Source organism: Lysinibacillus sp. FSL M8-0355 (genome assembly GCF_038008985.1).
In the GTDB taxonomy this organism is placed as follows: domain Bacteria; phylum Bacillota; class Bacilli; order Bacillales_A; family Planococcaceae; genus Lysinibacillus; species Lysinibacillus fusiformis_D.
Genome location: NZ_JBBPAI010000001.1, coordinates 3,797,386 through 3,816,937 on the forward strand (window position 1 = coordinate 3,797,386; position 19,552 = coordinate 3,816,937).

Below are 19,552 nucleotides of genomic sequence, written 5' to 3' on the forward strand. Positions count from 1 at the left end.
TTGAATCAAATTTCACCCCGATTTAGAAGGTTTCAATAAAGAAATCCACAACATGATTAAACATGGTGATGGTTTTATGCTTCACCTTCTCAAAATTCGTATATTGGTTCGTAAATATGTTTTGATCTTTACTGTCTGTAATTAATATATCCTCTATCAATGTATCGTAAATATCATCTGCATACTGTTCATGTGAAGTATCCTTTTTACTGTACAATGCACCAAATCCAATTTGTGACCCTTGTAACAATGGATTTATTTGAACGGTCTCGGATAATACATTATCAACATCTATTTCTATTTTATCCTTATTCACGGTAATGTTAAATACTCTTTTTTTCGTTAAGTTTCTTGGGTATTCTTTGTCATTAATCCGTGACCCATTTTGTGTATCTTGATAGGAATAAACGGTCGCTTTGTTAAAGGCATATTCCTCTTCATTCCATTTTATTTCATTTAACTGAAAACGCTGCTTTTCAACAATTCCTGCTCCTGGTAATTTTTCGCTAATCACAATCTCATTATCTACTAATGCAACTCGCAAATAGCTATTCGTTTTTTCATCGTAATTAATATAGAAGGTTTGCTGACCCACAACATTTCCCTTAAAAGTAAAATGCGCCTGATAGTTTTCGGGTAAGGCTTCCTTAAAGAGAATTCTCCCTTCACTTGATGGTGCTGATGTTAACGTAACTTCATTGTTTTCAAATTCAGCAGCACCGTTCATTACATCCCACTTCTGTGCTAATGAAAGATCCCCTATTTTGAATTCAACATTTTGTTTACTAGCTTGACGGATTTTCATCATGACATGATTGGTTGACCAATAGGGGGAGACTTGCAAGCGATTTAAATTATACAAATCTGCCTCTCGATCATTATAGGCACCTAACTCTAAATTGAAGTGCATACGAAACTTGTCTTTAATTTCCTTATCATTGACATGCTGAACAAGTGGGTCCATATTGTTATACAGTGAGTTGGCATGCATAATTGCATAGGCTTTCGGCACTTCGCCAAACTCCTGTTGATAGATTTCCTCCATCAATGTGTAATCCTTGCGAATGCGTTTTTCCATCTCTAATCGTGTTTCACTTGGAATCATATATTGATTTCGAATAAAGTCCATTAAATAGTGGTTATAGTATTCTATCGTTGTTTTATTTGGTACATTATTTTCATCAATCACACCAAGAGACTGTCCCTTATCATTAAAAATATTAATATAGGTTAGCCTATATCCATTAGATCCTAGCTCCCAATAACCGCTTCGTTCCATTAGCTTTAAATCTTTAGGCTTTAAAAATTTATTGTCTCGCGTATCCATTTTATTAGCATACGTAAACATCGTCGCCTTATAATTTAATTTTTCCATAATATTTTGAGCAAAAATACTGGAGTCTGTTCGTCCATCCTCAAACGATAAATACAATGCTTTTTCTGGCAATGGTTTATCTTTTTGATAAAAATCTAAAATATCCTGTTGCGTAATGGTTTGATAACCTTGCTTTTCTAGCAATGTTAATTGTTCTTCTAAATTCTTTTTGGACACATATTTAGGTGAATCATTTCTACTCACACCGAAATAGGAAAGAGCAATAAAGCCCTCTTTATTGTTTAATGGTACCGTTTCAGCTGTTCGTTTCTCTGTTAAAAATACAGCTTTTATTAAAATAACAGCTAACAAAACTACAATGATTAATTGCACGATTGAACGGATGATTTTTCGACGATTTTTTTTTGCTGGCTGGAGTTCTATATTTCTCTCATTCATTCCTTCTCACCCATTTTTCTAATTTTTAACATCGAAAATCGGGATTTTCGTAATTTTTGCTTTTCCATTTTCTTTTCTTTCGCGAGAATGTCCTGAGGTGTCTCCCTTGTCCCCCATGTAGATTTCCAAAACGTCACCCAAGCAACTGGCATCTGCCAAAGCAAAATAAATTCATAATAGAGAACAAAGATAAAGCCAAATCCCCATAATTTACTTTTTCTAAAGAATAAATGAGCCAAACTCATTAACATGGCCATTAGTAGTAAGCCAATTAAAAAAGTGGTTGGAAAAATACCATACATCAGTGGTACATAAATTAAGTTATAAACAACGACAATTGGTGCAGCAATCGGCACAATTAAACCAATAATGAAGAAAAGGAACATAAACGGTTCTTTTTTCCACATAAATAAAAATGCTCGTAATGATTCTCTTAGCCAAGAGCGTTTCCATCTCATTTGCTGTGATAAAAAAACTTTTGTGTCAGAGGGTACGATCGTTGAGCAAATGGCATTGTCCTGATAACCTGTTCGATGCGTTTTCAAAATATAGTTAGTCATACTGCGATCATCACCAAATGTCGCTGGCTGACCAAGAAATTTTTGATTGAGCCAGGCCTTTTCATTTTTTAAAATAAGCTCTTTTCGATAACATGCTAATGGCCCAGATAAGCAAGTAACCGTATCAAACCATGATTCAGCCGCTTTCATAATGCGGAAGGCGATATAATAACGGACCGTTTGTAATTTCGTTAGAGCATTCGTAAATTTATTTTCAACCTCAGTTCGGCCAGCTACACCGCCCATTTTAGGATCTTGAAATGGCTGTACTAAATTGCGGATTGCATGTGGCTCTAAAAAGCTATCTGAATCCACAAAAACAACTAAATCATGCTTTGCTTGATGAACACCAGCTACTAACGCTTCCCGTTTCCCTCCATTTTGTGGCAGCTTATAAAACTGTAAGCGATCATTTGTCCTAAAACGCTGGCCCTCTTGATGAATAAGGTCAATCATGTCCTTTGCCTTTTCTTCCGTACGATCTGTTGAACAATCATCCACAACAATGACTTCTAATTTATCTACTGGATAATATTGATTGATACAGCTTGAAATTGTGCGATGAATCCATTCTTCCTCATTAAACACGGGGATAATAATCGATACACCTGGTTCAAACTTCGGATTGATTGGTACATTCTTATAGAAAATACCAAATATATATCTACTTAGTAGAAACGTAGCCGCAATAATACTATATAAATATAAAAATTTATTAAACCTAAAGTAAATCACACTTTCGGCTCGCATTAACATGACAATAAGTGATACAACCAATAAAAATAAACTTGCCATAAAAATAGAAATGCCCCAACGTTTTTTTGTCATATATTCATTCAAAGGCTGTAAAAATTCACAGGCAACGTAATACCGAATTTGTCCATCTATCTCTTTCGTAAAAAAACGTTTAACCTTAGCCTTTAACTTTACTTTAGCTTCATAGCCCTCAGGCATCGCTCCACCTGGTATTGTAAAATTCATTGTTAAAATTTCATCGATGAGTAAATGATGGGGCTGATTCGTGTAAACAAGGATACCTGTTACTGAAATATCCTCCGCATAGTATTTGTCTGAACTCACTTGACGTCGTGCTCGTTTAATTTGCACCTCAAAATGAGTTTCATAGCGCAAGCTTAGTTGTTGGAGCCGATAAATTTCATTCACATCGGCAGGATCAATTTCATCTTTCTGGTAGGATGCTCCACGCCGATTGACAAGGCTCCGTACATTTTCGGGATCAGGAATATTTGATAAAATCCGACGATCAGAGCGTGGTATGGTTAAAACCTCTTTTTTCGTTTTCATCATTCATTCACATCCCTATTTGAATCTTCTTCAATCCACGTCGACATTTTACTAAAGCTGTAACCATCTTGTTGCAGCTTTTCAATGATGAGTGGCAGTGCTTCTACCGTATTAGTTCCATCTAAAATGTGCATGACAATGACCTTTCCTGGCCCGACCCTAGACATCACTCGATCATAAATGTCTTGTGCTGTATACTCTAAATTCCAATCAAAAGAAGCTATATCATACATAGCAATCGTTTTAATGCCCGCAGCAGTGATGATTTTGGCTGTTCGCTCATCCATTATGCCTTGTGCTGGTCTAAAATAGAGTAGAGGTGGCTCTTGTAGCGCATAGGTCAAAGCCCTATGTGCTTTTACTAAATCGTCCTGTAAATCTTCGGGTGTCATTTTCGTAACATCTAGATGGTAATAGGAATGACTGGCTACCTCATGACCTTCCTCTACAATCATCTTTGCTAATTGTGGATTTTTCTCCACGCCACTACCGATTAAGAAAAAGGTGCTTTTGATTTCATATTTACGTAAAATATCCAACACTTCTTTTACTCTTTTTTCATGTGCCCAGTCATCAAAAGTAATGGCAATCTCCTTTTTAGTCGTCTCTTTCCGATAATATAAATTCGGCTTGACCTGCTCATAATTTAAATTGGGGCTAACAGCATCATAACCAGCTATTTCTTCTACAGACTTTGTTAAATAGCGCTCATCTAATAAATCACTTAAAGTAGTAAAGGTATACTCCCGTTCGTTCGCTAATTGGGCTAATAAAGGAATGGCATCCATAATAGCAGGGTTAATGTATGTGTTGAGATGAATAATAGAGCCCCTATCAATATATTGGCCGATATAGTCGATCAATTCCTGAGCACTTTGCATTTTTCGATCAAGTGGATTAATAGATAATCCAATAACGGCCTTCATATTTAGTGCTGCTGCTGCTAAGCGCATATTATCGGTAACATCACCTGAGCGACTGCGAACAAATTGTGGTGTATAACCTAAATGCTCTTTAAAAATTTGATTGGTTAAAACGATTTCTTCATACGTTTGGTCATAATCTAAAGTTGATACATCTGGAAATGTCAATGTACCATTTTGCACCTCATGTCCCCTTTTTAATATTTCTTTAACAAGCTCTGGCTCCTGAGCAACACGCATCCCCTCGAGAAAAAAGGTTGCTTTCATATTCGATTCATCTAATTTTGTCAGTAGTAACTCCATCGTTTCATTATCTGCGAAGCCATTAAATGTTAAGGCAACCTTTGGCACAACTATATTGGCATGACTGATTAAGTCACTCATAGTACCATCAGATTTTTTGACGTCTATGGTAGAATCAACTGGGTGAATCGTTTCTTTAGGAGTAGATTGACAGCCTGCTAACAACAGTAGAATGAGCAGACCACATAGTTTAAGTTGTTTCATTTCCCATGAATTCTCCTTATAATTTGTAATAATTTTTATTTTTAAACAGAAAATGGGTATTTCGTGTATCAAAAATTAAAGAAGCCTGTTGGTCAATTAAAGAGTAATCAATATCTGAATGATTCGTTAAAATTAATACTGCGTCTGCCTGTTGGATTATTTCTACTGTTAGTAGGTCCGTCTTGACAAGAGCTTGCTCTACAGAAAAGGTTTCAATAAAAGGATCGATAATCTTTAACTGACACTGATTATCTAGTAGTTGTTGAATAACACGAAGTGCTGGAGATTCACGTGAATCATTTATATTGGGCTTATAAGTAACGCCAATGACAACAATGTTTGCCTTACACAGCTCTTTACTTTGTAGACGTAAGTAGTTTTCTAATCTGTTCACAACAAAATGAGGCATGGAATCATTGACTTTATCTGCCGCTTCAATTAGCGTTGCCGAGATCCCGTGTTGTTGTCCTGCCCACAATAAGTATTTAGGATCGACTGGAATACAATGCCCTCCTACTCCTGGTCCAGGTGTAAATGGCATAAAACCATATGGCTTTGTAGAAGCTGCATGAATGACTTCCCAAATATCGATATCCATTTTGTAGCAAATCTGACTTAACTCGTTGACAAGGGCAATATTAATTTGACGAAATGTATTTTCCAGCAATTTCTCCATCTCAGCCACTCTTGGGCTTGAAACAGGACAAACATTGGTATGAATGACTGTTTCATAAAAGACCTTTGATACTTCTAAGCATGCTGCGGTTATTCCACCAACCACTTTAGGCGTATTCGATACGGAAAAGTTGATATTTCCTGGATCCACACGTTCTGGTGAATAGGCTAAAAATAAATTTTGACCAATCGCAAAACCATAGTTTTCTAAAATAGGCTGGACAATTTCTTCTGTTGTCCCAGGATACGTTGTGCTTTCAAGAATAACTAACCCATTCGTCTTGATATATTGTCCGATGGTATGTGTTGCTTCTTTTATATATGAAATATCGGGAGTTCCTTCTGCAGTAGTAGGTGTAGGCACACAAATCATAACGACATCCACTTGTGAAAGCTTAGAAAAATCATTCGTTGGCTCAAATTGATTACTCTTTATCATTTGCTGTATATTTTCTTTAGGTAGATCAGCGATATAACTATGACCATTTTGTAACTGCATGATTTTATCTTGGTTTTTATCAAAGCCTATTACCTGAAACCCACTTTGAACCATTTCCACTGCAAATGGTAACCCTACATAGCCAAGCCCAATAACCCCAATTGTAGCTTTTTTTGTGTGGATTTTTTTTGATAAAGCTTTGCTTAATGATGTCGTTTCAATTGTCATAAAAAATTACTCCTTTATCTAATCTAGTAGTCCATTGTCATCGTTCTTTTCGTTACAGCTTCGTTTGACCATAGTTATTCATGGCAAGCATTTTGCAAAGTAATTTGTCACTTCTCATCATCGTACTGTACAGACTCCTTTCATCGCTACATACTTACGTATGATTTTTCTAGTCAAAATAGATTAAAAAAATAAATTTAACTCAAAAAAACTTCATCAACATTTATATAGTACTAATTATAACTAAACAATTTCTAAACAATTATAAAATATAATCATAAACACCTATATTTTATGTAATTTAATAATATTTGTGCAATAATGTTCATCCTATTTAACAAATAATTTCAGAATTACTTTCTAACTCTAAAATAATTTGATTAAAAACAACACTGATTGATGTTAATAGTTGATAAATCAACTTTTTAATAATTGCAATAAAAATAACCCCCTCAAGTACCATTAATAAGCGATACTTGAGGGGGCTAATAAAAAAGTAAGTGAGTTAGATCACTCACTTACCCTTTGAATTATTGTACTGGTACTACTGCACCTTTCCATTCTTCTAAAATGAAGTCTTGGATTTCTTTAGAAGTTAATACTTCTAATAATTTTTTAATTTCTGGTCTTGTTTCGTCGCCTGCACGTACTGCGATGATATTCACATATGGAGATTCTTTGTCTTCAAGAGAAATAGCATCTTCGATTGGATTTAAACCATTATCGATCGCAAAGTTAGAGTTGATAAGTACTGCATCGCCCTCATCATTTTCATACATTTGTACAAGCATTTCTGGTGCAGTATTCGCATCAAATTTAAAGTTTTTAGGATTTTCTTCAATATCCTTTATTTCTGCTGCCGTTTTATCAATACCTTCTTTTAATTTAATTAAGCCTTTAGCTTCCAGTAATGATAGCATACGACCGTGGTCTGATACTGAGTTAGAAAGTAAGATTGTTGCGCCTTCAGGCAGATCTTCTAAAGTTTTATATTTTTTTGAGTAAATACCGATTGGTTCAATATGAACGCCACCAGCATTCACGAAATCATAGCCATTATCTTTAATTTGTAACTCCAAGTATGGAATATGTTGGAAATAGTTTGCATCAAGTGTTTTTGAATCTAGATCTTGGTTTGGAAGAACATAATCTGTATAAGTTTCAATTTCAAGGTCGATGCCTTCTTTAGCTAAAATTGGTTTTGCTTTATCTAGGATGACTGCGTGTGGTGTATTAGAAGCACCTACTTTTAATGTTACATTGTCTTTACTATCTGTTTGATCAGATGCTGAATTGGCATCTTCCTTTTTATCTGTACCACAAGCTGCTAATGCTAGTACAAGTATAGATAAAAATAATCCTGCTAATAACTTTTTCATTTATGACACTCCCTTTTATTTGTTTCAAATATGTTAGCGGTTAGAACCGGAATAACCTCTTTTAGTCTTACTAACGTTTATCGATCTTCACCGTTATGAGATCACCAATCCATTGAATGATAAATACAACTACTAAGATCAGAATAGTTGCCATTAATGTCACATCTTGGCGGTTTCGTTGGAAGCCGTCTAGGAAAGCTAAGTTACCAAGACCACCTGCACCGATAATCCCTGCCATTGCAGTATAACCAACGAGGGCAACAGCCGTTACAGTAATCCCTGAAATTAGTGCTGGTAAAGATTCAGGGATCAGTACTTTCCAAATAATTGTGGATGTTTTTGCCCCCATTGAACGGGCTGCTTCAATGACACCTTTATCTATTTCACGTAACGCAATCAATACCATACGAGCGTAGAACGGGGCTGCACCAATAATTAGAGCAGGTAATGCCGCATTTGCTCCCCGAATCGTACCAAGTAAGAATTTCGTAAATGGAATTAATAAAATAATTAACACGATAAATGGGATGGAGCGGAAAATATTAACGATTGAACCCGTTAAAAAGTTAACCATTTTATTAGCCCATAGCTGATTAGGGCTTGTTAAAAATAGAACGATCCCAATGACTAACCCAAGAATAAATGTGACAACTGTAGAAATTGCCGTCATGTACAATGTTTCATACATAGCTTGCCACATATTTTCCCAGTCTACGTTTGGAAAAAGATTAGTTAGCATTTGCGATCACCTCCGTTTGTACTTCGACTGTATTTAAATAACGAAGGGCTTCAGCCACATTTGTTTTCGAGCCATCAATTTGCACAATCAGTGTACCGTATGCACCGTTTTTCGTTTGCGAAATATTACCATGAACAATGCTTACTTCTACATCAAATTGTTTCACAAGATGTGAGATAACCGGCTGTTCTGTCTTTTCACCAACAAAAATCAGTTTGACAAGTTGTCCAGTTGGATAATTTGTTTTGATTTGTGCCACCGTATCCTGTGTTTCCTTTGTATCTGTAATCTGAGATACGAATTTTTTAGTAATAGCCGCTTGTGGTGCTTGGAAAACTTGCAATACCTCACCACGTTCCACTATTTCGCCTGCCTCCATGACCGCTACACGATGACAAATTTTGCGGATGACATGCATTTCATGTGTAATCAAAACGATTGTTAAGCCTAAACGTTCATTGATATCAACGAGTAAATCAAGAATGGCATCCGTCGTTTCAGGATCGAGTGCGGAAGTCGCCTCATCACATAGTAAAACCTCTGGATTATTCGCTAATGCACGGGCAATCCCTACACGCTGCTTTTGTCCACCAGAAAGCTGGGATGGATACGCCCTGTCACGTCCCTCTAGACCAACAAGTGCAATTAATTCCTTTACTCGTGCTTCACGTTGAGCCTTTGAAACACCTGCTATTTCTAGAGGAAATGCAATATTTTCGGCAACTGTTCTAGACCAAAGTAAATTGAAATGTTGGAAAATCATACTTACCTTTTGTCTAGCTGCTCTAAGCTTTTGCCCTTTAATCGATGAAAACTCTTGACTGTTCACCGTTACTGTTCCTGTTGTCGGTTTCTCTAAACCGTTTAATAAACGAATCATGGTACTCTTACCAGCGCCACTATAGCCGATAATGCCAAAAATTTCACCTTTATTGATGGTAAGGTTGACGTCTTTGACTGCCGTTAATTCGCCATTTGCTGTTTTGTATTTCTTCGTAATATTTTGAAGCTGGATCATAGCGAATACTCCTTTTCTCATATAGAAAACCCCTTCACTCACAGACAAGTAGAAGGGGTCACGTATAATAACGTTAAACCGTTCTCTCATCTTTCAAAGAAAAATCTTTGAGTGATTTGGCACCTTTTCACTTTGTGATGGTTGCCGGGCTTCATAGGGCACTTCCCTCCGCCACTCTTTATAAGAGTTCGATATATTTAATGTTTTAGTAATATATTTGATACTTTACCACGCTAGTAAAGTTCAGTCAATTGATTTTTTTAACAATTCGTATAAAAATGGTACGGATTGAAAAGCATAAATCTTATCTGTCACTTTTCCGCCATCACTAACAAGTAAACACGGAACACTTTCAATTTGATGCTCAACAGCAACATGCTCTAAAAAATTTATATTCGCTTTACCTATTGGTAGCTGTGGCAGTAATTGTTCAATAATGGCCATCATTTTAGATGCCACTGCACACGTTCCACACATCGGTGTATATAAATAAAATGCAGCTTTCTGTCCCGACTGTTTTGCCGTTTCCCACTGCTCTTTTGACCATTCTTCCATTTCCTCACGCAACCTTACAAAATATATTCATTATGGATTGAAAAATGTGCACGCAGTAATATCATCGCTAACACTTTTCTTGGTGTCGTCTCTACTTCCTTATAGGTTGGCATTGTACGTAAATGCTCTGCCTCTGGATAATGTCTGTCCATTAATGCACGTAGCTTATCGCCTGAATTATCTGCATCAAAAAAAGTAAATAGCTCACAGCTCTCATAGGGATCGAGCAGCTCTTCTAATTGATGCACACCAATTGTACCATTCGTACATAGTATTGTAACATTCTCATTTAAAATTGGCTCAATTTGTAGCTTATCTGAGCGTCCTTCTACTATTAAGCATTTTCCCTCGAACATTACGCCACCTCCATTTAGACATCCCCATTATAAGTCATTATATAACAAAAAACGCCGGTAGTTTCCGACGTTTTTCGATTATAGCTTGTCTTATTCAGCGATCATTTCTTCGTATTGCTCTGCTGTCATTAGTTTTTCAACTTCTGATGCATCAGCAGGCTCCACAACGATCATCCATGCTTTTTCATATGGTGATTCATTAACGAATTCTGGGCTATCTTCTAAATCTGCATTTACTTCAACTACAGTACCTGAGATTGGTGCATACAATTCAGAAACAGTTTTAACTGATTCTACGCTACCGAATGGATCATCTGTTTTGATTTCGTCGCCAACTTGTGGAAGCTCAACGAAAACGATATCTCCTAATTCAGATTGTGCGAAGTGAGTAATACCAATACGTACTTTTCCATCTTCTGTTTTTACCCATTCATGTTCTTCAGAATAACGTAAGTCTTTAGGTGTGCTCATGCAAAAAACCCCTCCATAAATATGTAATATATTCACTTTCAGTGTGCCATACTTCTCCTATAAAAACAAGATTCAATTACGTGCCAGCTTAATTGCAGTCCACAATTTTTTCAAGTTACTTGAAATACATCTCTGTTAAAAATTTGTGACATCTGCCAGTGACTTTATCTCGGTTAGAAGAGTCGTTCGATCCTGTTTAAATACGGCTATTTCCAAGTTTGCTCAAAATCTGATTCTTTAAACCCTAGCGTTACTTTTTGGCCATCCGTTACGATTGGACGTTTGATTAACATCCCATCAGAAGCAAGTAGCTCCAGCTGCTCATCTTCAGTCATTTCCGCTAGCTTGTCCTTTAAACCAAGCTCACGATATTTCATACCCGATGTATTAAAAAATTTCTTCAAAGGCAGTCCACTGGCTTGCCAAATGGCTGTTATTTCATCCTTTGTTGGCGATTGCTCTACAATGTGTACCTCTTCATAGGAAACCTCATGATCATTTAACCACTTTTGTGCTTTTTTACATGTCGTACATTTCGGATAATGGATAAATTGAATCGTCATTAAAATGCTCCTCTACTGTCTTTTTCTGTAGTATACCATCATAATTGTTTCGAATGGTGGAACTTCTCTCATTTTCGTAAGCCTAACCATCCGTTTTGCTGTTCTATTCATCACTTTCTCCATTTTATCCGTCAATCTAGCTGTTCTATCCGTCAGTTTCAAGCTTCTATCCATCTCTCATAAAAAAACCTAGCTATCCTCTTACAGATAGCTAAGTGAAAGTGTATGCTATTAAACAATATATTTTTCAGCTTCGATTAGTTTAACAGAAGCTTCACGTTTCTTCGCAATTAAGTTATAAGGATTATTGCGTGTTAATTTACGAAGTGCAGATAATGTCATACGTGCTGCATCGCCATCTGCTGAAGCAAGAATTGTGTCTTTTGCTTCCTTTTCGATTTCTGTGAATGCTTCTTGGCAGAAGATTTGCGTGTATAGCAATTTCTGCTGTGCTTTTTCAGCGCCATCACGAGCAATTGCCTTTTCTGTACGTAAGACAGCTGACTCCATTGCAAATAATTGGTTAGCGATATTGGCAATATTCACTAATACCTCTTGCTCCTGATCAAGCTTCGCACCAAAGCGTTGTGCTGCTAAGCCTGCAGCTAATACAGCAATCTTCTTAGCATTTTTCACTAAATATTTTTCTTGTGCTAGTGGCTCTGTACCGATGTCTTCTGGCATTAACATTAGCAGCTCTTGCTGTAAATTTTGAGCAACTTGTAATAAAGGAAGTTCGCCTTTTAGCGCCTTTTTCATAAATGTGCCAGGGACAATCATGCGGTTAATTTCATTTGTACCTTCAAAAATTCGATTAATACGAGAATCACGGTAAATACGCTCTACCTCATATTCAGCCATAAAGCCATAACCGCCATGTAATTGTACGGCTTCATCTGCAATATAATCTAATGTTTCCGACCCAAATACTTTCGCAATAGAGCATTCAATTGCATACTCAGCAATAGCACCTGCAATTACTTTTCCTTGCTTTTGCTCTTCAAGGCTTAACTGGCTTAAACGATCCTCAAATAGACCAACAGTACGATAGTTTAATGATTCGGACGCGTACAATTGAGAAGCCATTGTTGACAATTTCTCTTTTGTTAGATTGAAATCAGAAAGCTTTGTTTTAAATTGCTGACGTTGGTTTGTATACTGGATAGCTAACTCCAATGCACGTTTAGAGCCACCAATTGTGCCCACACCAAGCTTATAACGACCAATATTTAAAATGTTGAAGGCAATGACATGCCCACGACCAATTTCACCTAATAGATTTTCTACAGGTACTTCCGCATCTTCTAATACTAATGTACGAGTTGACGATGATTTAATCCCCATTTTCTTCTCTTCCGGGCCTACTGAAACGCCATTGTAGGCACGTTCTACGATAAAGGCAGAGAATTTATCACCATCAATTTTTGCATAAACAACAAATACGTCAGCAAAGCCTGCATTTGTAATCCATTGCTTCTCACCATTTAAAATATAATGTGTGCCTGCCTCATTTAATTTCGCAGTCGTTTTTGCCCCTAGAGCATCTGAACCTGAGCCTGGCTCTGTTAATGCATATGCTGCGATTAATTCACCTGAAGCAAGCTTAGGTAAATATTTTTTCTTTTGATCTTCATTACCAAATAGAACGATTGGTAGTGAACCAATCCCAACATGTGCACCATGTGTGATGGAAAAACCACCTGCAACAGACATTTTCTCAGCAATTAAAGCTGAAGAAACTTTGTCTAGTCCAAGCCCTTCATATTCTTCTGGCACATCTGCTCCAAGCAAACCTAATTCGCCTGCACTTTTTAGGAGACGCACTGAATGCTCAAATTCATGGTGCTCTAAATTTTCAACTACTGGTAAAACTTCATTTGCTACATATTCCTCTGTTGTTTTAGCAATCATCTTATGCTCGTCAGTGAAATCTTCTGGTGTAAATACACGATTTAATTCCACATCTTCAATTAGAAATCCGCCGCCTTTAATGAAATCAGTTGTTTTTTCAGTCATGATAAATTCCTCCCAATATATCTATTTTGATTGTTTAATCCCCAAATGAACATGTATAGAAAAGCTTGATGTGAACATGTTCGGAGGCAACCGTAAACCGTACACCTCAAGCTGATCTAGAAAATTTTATAAAATTTCAAATACACCAGCAGCACCCATGCCGCCGCCAATACACATTGTCACCACGCCATATTTCTTCCCTTGACGCTTCAATTCATGAATAAGCTTTAACGTTAAAATAGCTCCTGTAGCACCTAGAGGGTGACCTAATGCAATTGCTCCACCATTGACATTGACTTTTTCTTGGTCGATGCCTAAATGACGTACTACCTGTAATGATTGAGAAGCAAATGCTTCATTGATTTCCCATAAATCAATGTCATCTATGGATAAACCTGCAATTTCTAACGCTTTAGGTACTGCCACAATCGGACCAATTCCCATTACTTCAGGAGGCACACCACCAACTGCAAAGCCTAGGAATTTTGCCATTGGTGTCAGTCCTTGCTGTTCGGCCTCCTCACGATCCATCACTAGTACAGTTGCTGCACCATCAGAAGTTTGAGAGGCATTACCAGCCGTTACACTGCCCTTTACATGGAAAGCTGGACGCAATTTTGCTAAGCCTTCAACTGATGTACCTGGTCGTACACCTTCATCCATACTAAATGTAAATTTTTTTACTTGTGGTTTATTGTGATCGTCTACGTAATGCTGTTCCACTTCGATTGGTACAATTTCATCATTGAATTTGCCTTCTTTAATCGCCTTTTCAGCAAGAACATGCGAGCGAACTGCAAAAGCATCTTGATCTTCACGACTAACATTGTACTGGCGAGCCACTTCCTCAGCCGTATGCCCCATACCCATATAATATTGCGGAGCCGTTTCAGCTAATGTCGGATTTAAGCGTGGTGTATTCCCCACCATCGGCACCATACTCATAGACTCGACACCGCCAGCTAGAATCACCTTTGAATGACCTAGCATAATTCGTTCTGCTGCATACGCAATTGCCTGTAAACCTGATGAACAAAATCTATTAATCGTTAGCGCAGGAGTTGTATCTGGTAATCCTGCTAGTGCCCCAATACTACGTGCTACATTCATCCCTTGCTCTGCTTCAGGCATCGCACAGCCTAAAATTAAATCATCAATCGGTCCTTCATAGCCCGCTCTTTTCAATGTTTCTTTGACTACAACAGCACCAAAATCATCTGGTCTTACTGTTGCTAAAGAACCTTTTTTTGCTTTTCCAATTGGAGTTCGTGCTCCTGCTACAATAACGGCTTCACGCATCGTATTAATCCCCCTTTGTTTCATGTGCAAGATTGATCTATTTTGTCAATTAGTTACGAAGTGGTTTACCTTTTAACAGCATGTGTTGCATTCTTTGCTGAGAAAGTGGATCAGCAACAAGGCTAAGGAAAGCCTCACGCTCTAAGTTCAATAGATACTGTTCGTCAACTAATGTACCGTACGGAACCTTACCACCCGCAATGACATAAGCTAATTTTTTAGCAATTTTTAAATCATGTTCGCTAATAAAACCTGACTCAAACATGCCTTGCGCACCGATGAGTAATGTTCCGTAGCCTGATGCACCGACCACTGGCACTTTTGTTGGAACAGGTGGTTGATAGCCCGCTTCGTAAAGCGCTAATGCAGCTTGCTTCGCATCGTATAGTTGATGGTCTGGGTTAACAGAAATACCATCTGCAAAGTTTAAGAAGTTATTTTCACGTGCTTCCTCACCAGAAGTTGAAACCTTCGCCATTGCAATTGTTTCAAATACTTTATTAGCAATATGTTGATAGTCTACATCTACGCCGTTCGGTAAGCCCTTTAGGAATTTTTGATAAAGCGCTTTATTACCACCACCGCCTGGAATTAAACCAACGCCAACTTCCACTAAGCCCATATACGTTTCCATCGTTGCTTGAATATGTGCAGCTGGTAAACAAACCTCTGCTCCTCCACCCAATGTCATGGCAAAAGGTGCTGCCACAACAGGCTTACGTGAATATTTGATTTTTTGCATAGCATCTTGGAATGCCTTAATCACGAAATCTAGCTCAAAAATATTATCATCCTGTGCTTCTACTAAAATCATCCCTAGATTTGCACCTACACAGAAGTTTTTCCCTTGATTGCCGATTACTAAGCCCTTATAGTTAGCCTCTACTTCATCAACCGCAAAGTTAATCATTTGGATAATATCTAAACCGATTGCGTTCGATTGTGAATGGAACTCAAGCAGTGCAACTCCATCACCTAAATCTATTAAACTAGCACCTGTGTTTGATTTAATAACACCATGCTTTTTCTTATAGCGTTTTAAGTTAATCTCTTTTTCATTGACTGGAACTTTCACATATTGCGAACCATCATAGTAAGCTACATCGCCATCTAATTCAGAATAAAATGTCTCAAAGCCATTCGCTAACATCTCTTTGACAAATGCAGGGACTTCTCGACCTTCAGCCTCCATTTTTGCTACAGATTCTTGTACACCAATAGCATCCCAAATTTCAAATGGTCCTTGTTGCCAGCCGAAGCCCCATTTCATAGCATTATCAATGGCTACAACATCATCTGCAATTTCACCGTGTAGCTGTGCTGAGTAAATTAATGTTGGAGCAAAGATCCCCCACAATAACTCACCTGTACGATCCTTTGCATAGGTTAATGCCTTCACTTTATTAGCTAACCCACGTGTTTGTTTCGCCATTTCAATAGAAGCTGTTTTTAACTTTTTCGCTGGACTATACGATAATGTTGTTGGATCAATCTCAAGTATCTCTTTTCCTTGTTTTAAGAAGAAACCTTGACCCGATTTTGCACCTAACCAGCCGTTTTCAACCATTTTTTGTAAAAACTCAGGTACTGCAAATACTTGCTGTTCCTCACCTATTGTTTGGTCGTAAACATTTTTTGCTACATGAATAAATGTATCTAAACCAACAACGTCTAGTGTACGGAAAGTTGCAGATTTTGGACGACCAATAAGTGGACCTGTTACAGAGTCTACTTCACCAACTGAATAACCACCTTTTAACATTTCCTGTAATGTGATCAGTAAACCATATGTTCCAATGCGGTTTGCAATAAAGTTTGGTGTGTCCTTCGCCAGTACAACACCTTTACCAAGCACATCTTCCCCAAATGTTTTCATGAAACTAACTACTTCAGGAGCAGTTGTATTAGCAGGAATCACCTCTAGTAATTTTAAATAGCGAGGTGGGTTGAAAAAGTGTGTGCCAAGGAAATGCTTTTTAAAATCATCTGAACGTCCCTCTGCCATAGCATCAATACTAATACCAGATGTGTTTGAACTAATGATTGTTCCCTGTGTACGAACAGCATCAATTTTTTCATAGAGACTTTGTTTAATTGGTAAATTTTCCACAACAACTTCGATAATCCAATCTACATCTTTTAGTTTCCCTAGATCATCTTCAAAGTTGCCAACCGTTAGTAGTGATAAATTTTTCTTAGAAGTAAGTGGTGCTGGCTTTTGCTTTAATAACTTTTGCAAAGCTCCGTTTACAATACGATTTCTTACAGCTGGATGCGCTAAAGAAAGACCCTTTGCTTCTTCCTCTTGCGTTAGTTCCTTCGGTGCGATATCCAATAGTAATGTTGGTATACCGATGTTTGCTAAATGTGCTGCAATTCCAGAGCCCATCACCCCAGAACCTAGAACAGCTGCTTTTTTAATGTTGTAAGTCACAAGCAATTCCCCCTTATTCTCCCATTGAATGAATAGCCATTCATTTTTTGGCCAAAAAAATATCAAGTGTACCTTAGTGGATTTTTGTCTTGTTGTTGGATGAGAATCACTCCATTCAACCAAGCACTACTAAGGTTTATCTCCGTTCTCATTACAACTCTTAATGAATGAAGATAAAACTACTTTTCTGTTTTTAGTGTAGATTATTTTGTCTAATTTAGCAATCTTTTTTCAAGAATTATTTTTGCAATATACATCTTTTTTTGTTCTTTACGAGCTAAAAGCAGACAATATGTAGCGCTCAAAACAGCCAAACAGAAAACTTTCAGGTTGAGAGAAAAATGTGTAGAATGAAAAGCAAGGAGAGTGAATACTGATGAAAACAATTACTACTGCAGAACAATTTAATGAACTAATCGCTGGTGACCAAAAAGTGCTAGTGAAATTTTACGCTGGCTGGTGCCCAGATTGCACACGCATGAATATGTTCATCGATCCAATCATTGAAGAGTACAACCAATATGATTGGTATGAGCTAAATCGTGATGAGCTTCCAGAAATCGCTGACAAATATGATGTTATGGGAATCCCAAGCTTATTGATTTTCCAAAACGGTGAAAAACTTGCACACTTACACAGTGCCAATGCCAAAACACCTCAGCAAGTAACAGAATTTTTAGCTGCACAATAATAATGAAAAAAGAGCTGCATTTCTTCTTGAAATGCAGCTCTTTTTGGAAGGGAAACATGATGCACCAACAATTGGCCTTATATGGAACATCACAATATGATGCATCCATTGCACCAAGCTATCGAAATTCTGCCTGTGGGCCCACTACGATTTACGTCATTTTAAACTATTTGAACAGTTCAGCTCCTTCTATTAATAAGCTTTATCGACAGCTTGGTGGCACAAAAATTGGTTTGTTCAAATGGCGACTGATTCACAACCTCCGCGAACTGCAACCCACCTGGGATATTCGAACTTGTTCACTAAAAGAAGCTTTACAAGAAATTGACGCAGGTCGCCCTGTTGCTATGCGTTTTGACCGCTATTTTAGCCTACAGTGGCAGAATAAAAAATCAACCTTTGCCTACCATTGGGTATCGCTTATTGGCTATACCATAAAAAATGATACGTTATCGTTAATATTTCATGATAATGGTGGGCCACAACGTGACAGTCAAATTCGGCAGGCTCTCTACAAAGACAATGACAAAGTATTATCGTTCGTTAAAATAACACCTCAGTAGGGCAAATAATGAAACGTCCTTATTTGCTCTCTCCACTCATTTCTCATAAAAAAACAGAGCATATTGCTATACTCTGTGATGATCCATTAAATAAGGGAATATAATGAGCGTGCATGCTTTGCAATTAGCGTGTAGCCTCTCTCTTCTATCTCTTTAAAAATTTGCGGTTCATAGTTTGGTAACATAAGGCTTGTAAAATCGGCATCAATTGGAACATTCGTTTGAATTGTTGCAAGCTCATGGGATAATTTCAGCATGTCCAAATTCTCTTGAATTTTTGTCCGTTGCCCTGGCTTTAATTCACCGAGCGACGCTAAAATTTTGTCAATCGAGCCATATGTTTGGATTAACGTTAGTGCTTGCTTAGGACCAATCCCCTTCACACCTGGATAGCCATCACTTGTATCACCCATAAAGGCTTTGACCTGTGCAAACTGTGTTGGTTCAATACTATATTCTTCTTTAAAGCGAGCATGTGTATAAATATCGTATTCTGTGTAGCCTTTTTTCATAAAAGCAATTTCTGTAGATGGTCTTAAAAGCTGAAGCAAGTCTTTATCACCACTAATGACAGTAATATCTGCCTGTTCCTGCCATTTGGTAATCATCGAGCCAATTAAATCATCAGCCTCCATGCCCTTCACTCCGAAATTTTGCCAGCCAATTTGCTGTGATAAATTTTTCGCCATATCAAATTGAGGGAGCATTTCCTCTGGTGGTGCTGGGCGATTCGCTTTATAGCCATCATATAAATCATTGCGGAATGTATGTGCCCCCATATCCCAGCAAACAGCCATATGCGTTGGCTTCATGATCGATTGTGCCGTTAACACATGTCGCACAAATCCTTGGGCTCCATTAGTCGGTGTTCCATCTGCCAGACGAATAAAATGCCCCATTGCAGCGGAAGCGAAAAATGACCGGAATAACAGTGCCATCCCGTCAATAATCAATAGTTTTGGTTTTGTTGTCATGCTATATTTCCTCTCTATTACAATACAAAGTTTGTATCTATTATTGTTTTCTACTTAAACATTATAGCAAACTTTCAATAATC

The 19,552-nt window shown here is 37.5% G+C and carries 17 protein-coding genes and 1 riboswitch; of the genes, 2 read left to right on the forward strand and 15 right to left on the reverse strand.

What is annotated here, in order from left to right:
- Nucleotides 1-22 precede the first annotated feature (22 nt).
- From MKY46_RS18595 to MKY46_RS18660, 14 genes are all read right to left on the reverse strand, one after another.
- On the reverse strand, nt 23-1,774 hold the full coding sequence (locus MKY46_RS18595; protein WP_036119668.1) for a polysaccharide deacetylase family protein: 1,752 nt from the start codon (nt 1,772-1,774) through the stop codon (nt 23-25).
- Nucleotides 1,771-3,642, reverse strand: a complete 1,872-nt coding sequence (locus tag MKY46_RS18600) for a glycosyltransferase family 2 protein (RefSeq protein ID WP_330493981.1) — start codon at nt 3,640-3,642, stop codon at nt 1,771-1,773. The genes MKY46_RS18595 and MKY46_RS18600 overlap by 4 nt, the downstream gene beginning before the upstream one ends.
- A complete protein-coding gene (locus MKY46_RS18605; protein ID WP_230593769.1) occupies nt 3,639-5,069 on the reverse strand; it encodes a polysaccharide deacetylase family protein in 1,431 nt (476 codons plus the stop codon). The genes MKY46_RS18600 and MKY46_RS18605 overlap by 4 nt, the downstream gene beginning before the upstream one ends.
- A 16-nt stretch (nt 5,070-5,085) precedes the next feature.
- The gene (locus tag MKY46_RS18610; protein WP_036119647.1) at nt 5,086-6,411 is read right to left on the reverse strand and encodes a nucleotide sugar dehydrogenase; all 1,326 of its coding nucleotides are present in this window, start codon (nt 6,409-6,411) and stop codon (nt 5,086-5,088) included.
- Nucleotides 6,412-6,941: 530 nt separating this feature from the next.
- The gene (locus MKY46_RS18615; RefSeq protein WP_036119645.1) at nt 6,942-7,790 is read right to left on the reverse strand and encodes a MetQ/NlpA family ABC transporter substrate-binding protein; all 849 of its coding nucleotides are present in this window, start codon (nt 7,788-7,790) and stop codon (nt 6,942-6,944) included.
- A gap of 70 nt (nt 7,791-7,860) precedes the next feature.
- Complete coding sequence (locus tag MKY46_RS18620) at nt 7,861-8,529, reverse strand: methionine ABC transporter permease (protein WP_036119643.1); 669 nt, start codon at nt 8,527-8,529, stop codon at nt 7,861-7,863.
- A complete protein-coding gene (locus tag MKY46_RS18625) occupies nt 8,519-9,547 on the reverse strand; it encodes a methionine ABC transporter ATP-binding protein (RefSeq protein WP_036119655.1) in 1,029 nt (342 codons plus the stop codon). The genes MKY46_RS18620 and MKY46_RS18625 overlap by 11 nt, the downstream gene beginning before the upstream one ends.
- 83 nt (nt 9,548-9,630) lie before the next feature.
- A riboswitch (SAM riboswitch) is annotated at nt 9,631-9,734 on the reverse strand.
- Between the two features lie 56 nt (nt 9,735-9,790).
- Nucleotides 9,791-10,102, reverse strand: a complete 312-nt coding sequence (locus MKY46_RS18630) for a thioredoxin family protein (RefSeq protein ID WP_036119641.1) — start codon at nt 10,100-10,102, stop codon at nt 9,791-9,793.
- A gap of 14 nt (nt 10,103-10,116) precedes the next feature.
- Entirely contained in the window at nt 10,117-10,458 is a 342-nt protein-coding gene (locus MKY46_RS18635) for a hypothetical protein (RefSeq protein ID WP_340835074.1), read from the reverse strand.
- A gap of 90 nt (nt 10,459-10,548) precedes the next feature.
- Complete coding sequence (gene gcvH / locus MKY46_RS18640; protein WP_036119635.1) at nt 10,549-10,929, reverse strand: glycine cleavage system protein GcvH; 381 nt, start codon at nt 10,927-10,929, stop codon at nt 10,549-10,551.
- 206 nt (nt 10,930-11,135) lie between these two features.
- Nucleotides 11,136-11,492 (reverse strand): arsenate reductase family protein, encoded by a 357-nt coding sequence (locus MKY46_RS18645; RefSeq protein ID WP_036119632.1) that lies wholly within the window; start codon nt 11,490-11,492, stop codon nt 11,136-11,138.
- Nucleotides 11,493-11,723: 231 nt separating this feature from the next.
- Nucleotides 11,724-13,508: an acyl-CoA dehydrogenase family protein gene (locus MKY46_RS18650; protein ID WP_036119631.1), complete on the reverse strand. Its 1,785-nt coding sequence runs from the start codon at nt 13,506-13,508 to the stop codon at nt 11,724-11,726.
- A 126-nt stretch (nt 13,509-13,634) separates the two neighbouring features.
- On the reverse strand, nt 13,635-14,807 hold the full coding sequence (locus MKY46_RS18655) for an acetyl-CoA C-acetyltransferase (RefSeq protein WP_058844823.1): 1,173 nt from the start codon (nt 14,805-14,807) through the stop codon (nt 13,635-13,637).
- A 49-nt stretch (nt 14,808-14,856) separates the two neighbouring features.
- The gene (locus tag MKY46_RS18660) at nt 14,857-17,241 is read right to left on the reverse strand and encodes a 3-hydroxyacyl-CoA dehydrogenase/enoyl-CoA hydratase family protein (RefSeq protein WP_036119625.1); all 2,385 of its coding nucleotides are present in this window, start codon (nt 17,239-17,241) and stop codon (nt 14,857-14,859) included.
- A gap of 376 nt (nt 17,242-17,617) precedes the next feature.
- Here MKY46_RS18660 and MKY46_RS18665 point away from each other — a divergent pair, with 376 nt between their 5' ends.
- Together MKY46_RS18665 and MKY46_RS18670 are read left to right on the forward strand one after the other, a co-directional pair.
- A complete protein-coding gene (locus MKY46_RS18665; protein ID WP_036119622.1) occupies nt 17,618-17,932 on the forward strand; it encodes a thioredoxin family protein in 315 nt (104 codons plus the stop codon).
- Between the two features lie 59 nt (nt 17,933-17,991).
- Nucleotides 17,992-18,495, forward strand: coding sequence for a C39 family peptidase (locus MKY46_RS18670; protein WP_036119653.1), 504 nt, complete (start codon nt 17,992-17,994; stop codon nt 18,493-18,495).
- A gap of 86 nt (nt 18,496-18,581) precedes the next feature.
- Here the strand turns inward: MKY46_RS18670 and MKY46_RS18675 are convergent, their stop codons facing one another.
- On the reverse strand, nt 18,582-19,469 hold the full coding sequence (locus MKY46_RS18675; RefSeq protein ID WP_036119619.1) for a 5'-3' exonuclease: 888 nt from the start codon (nt 19,467-19,469) through the stop codon (nt 18,582-18,584).
- Nucleotides 19,470-19,552 lie beyond the last annotated feature (83 nt).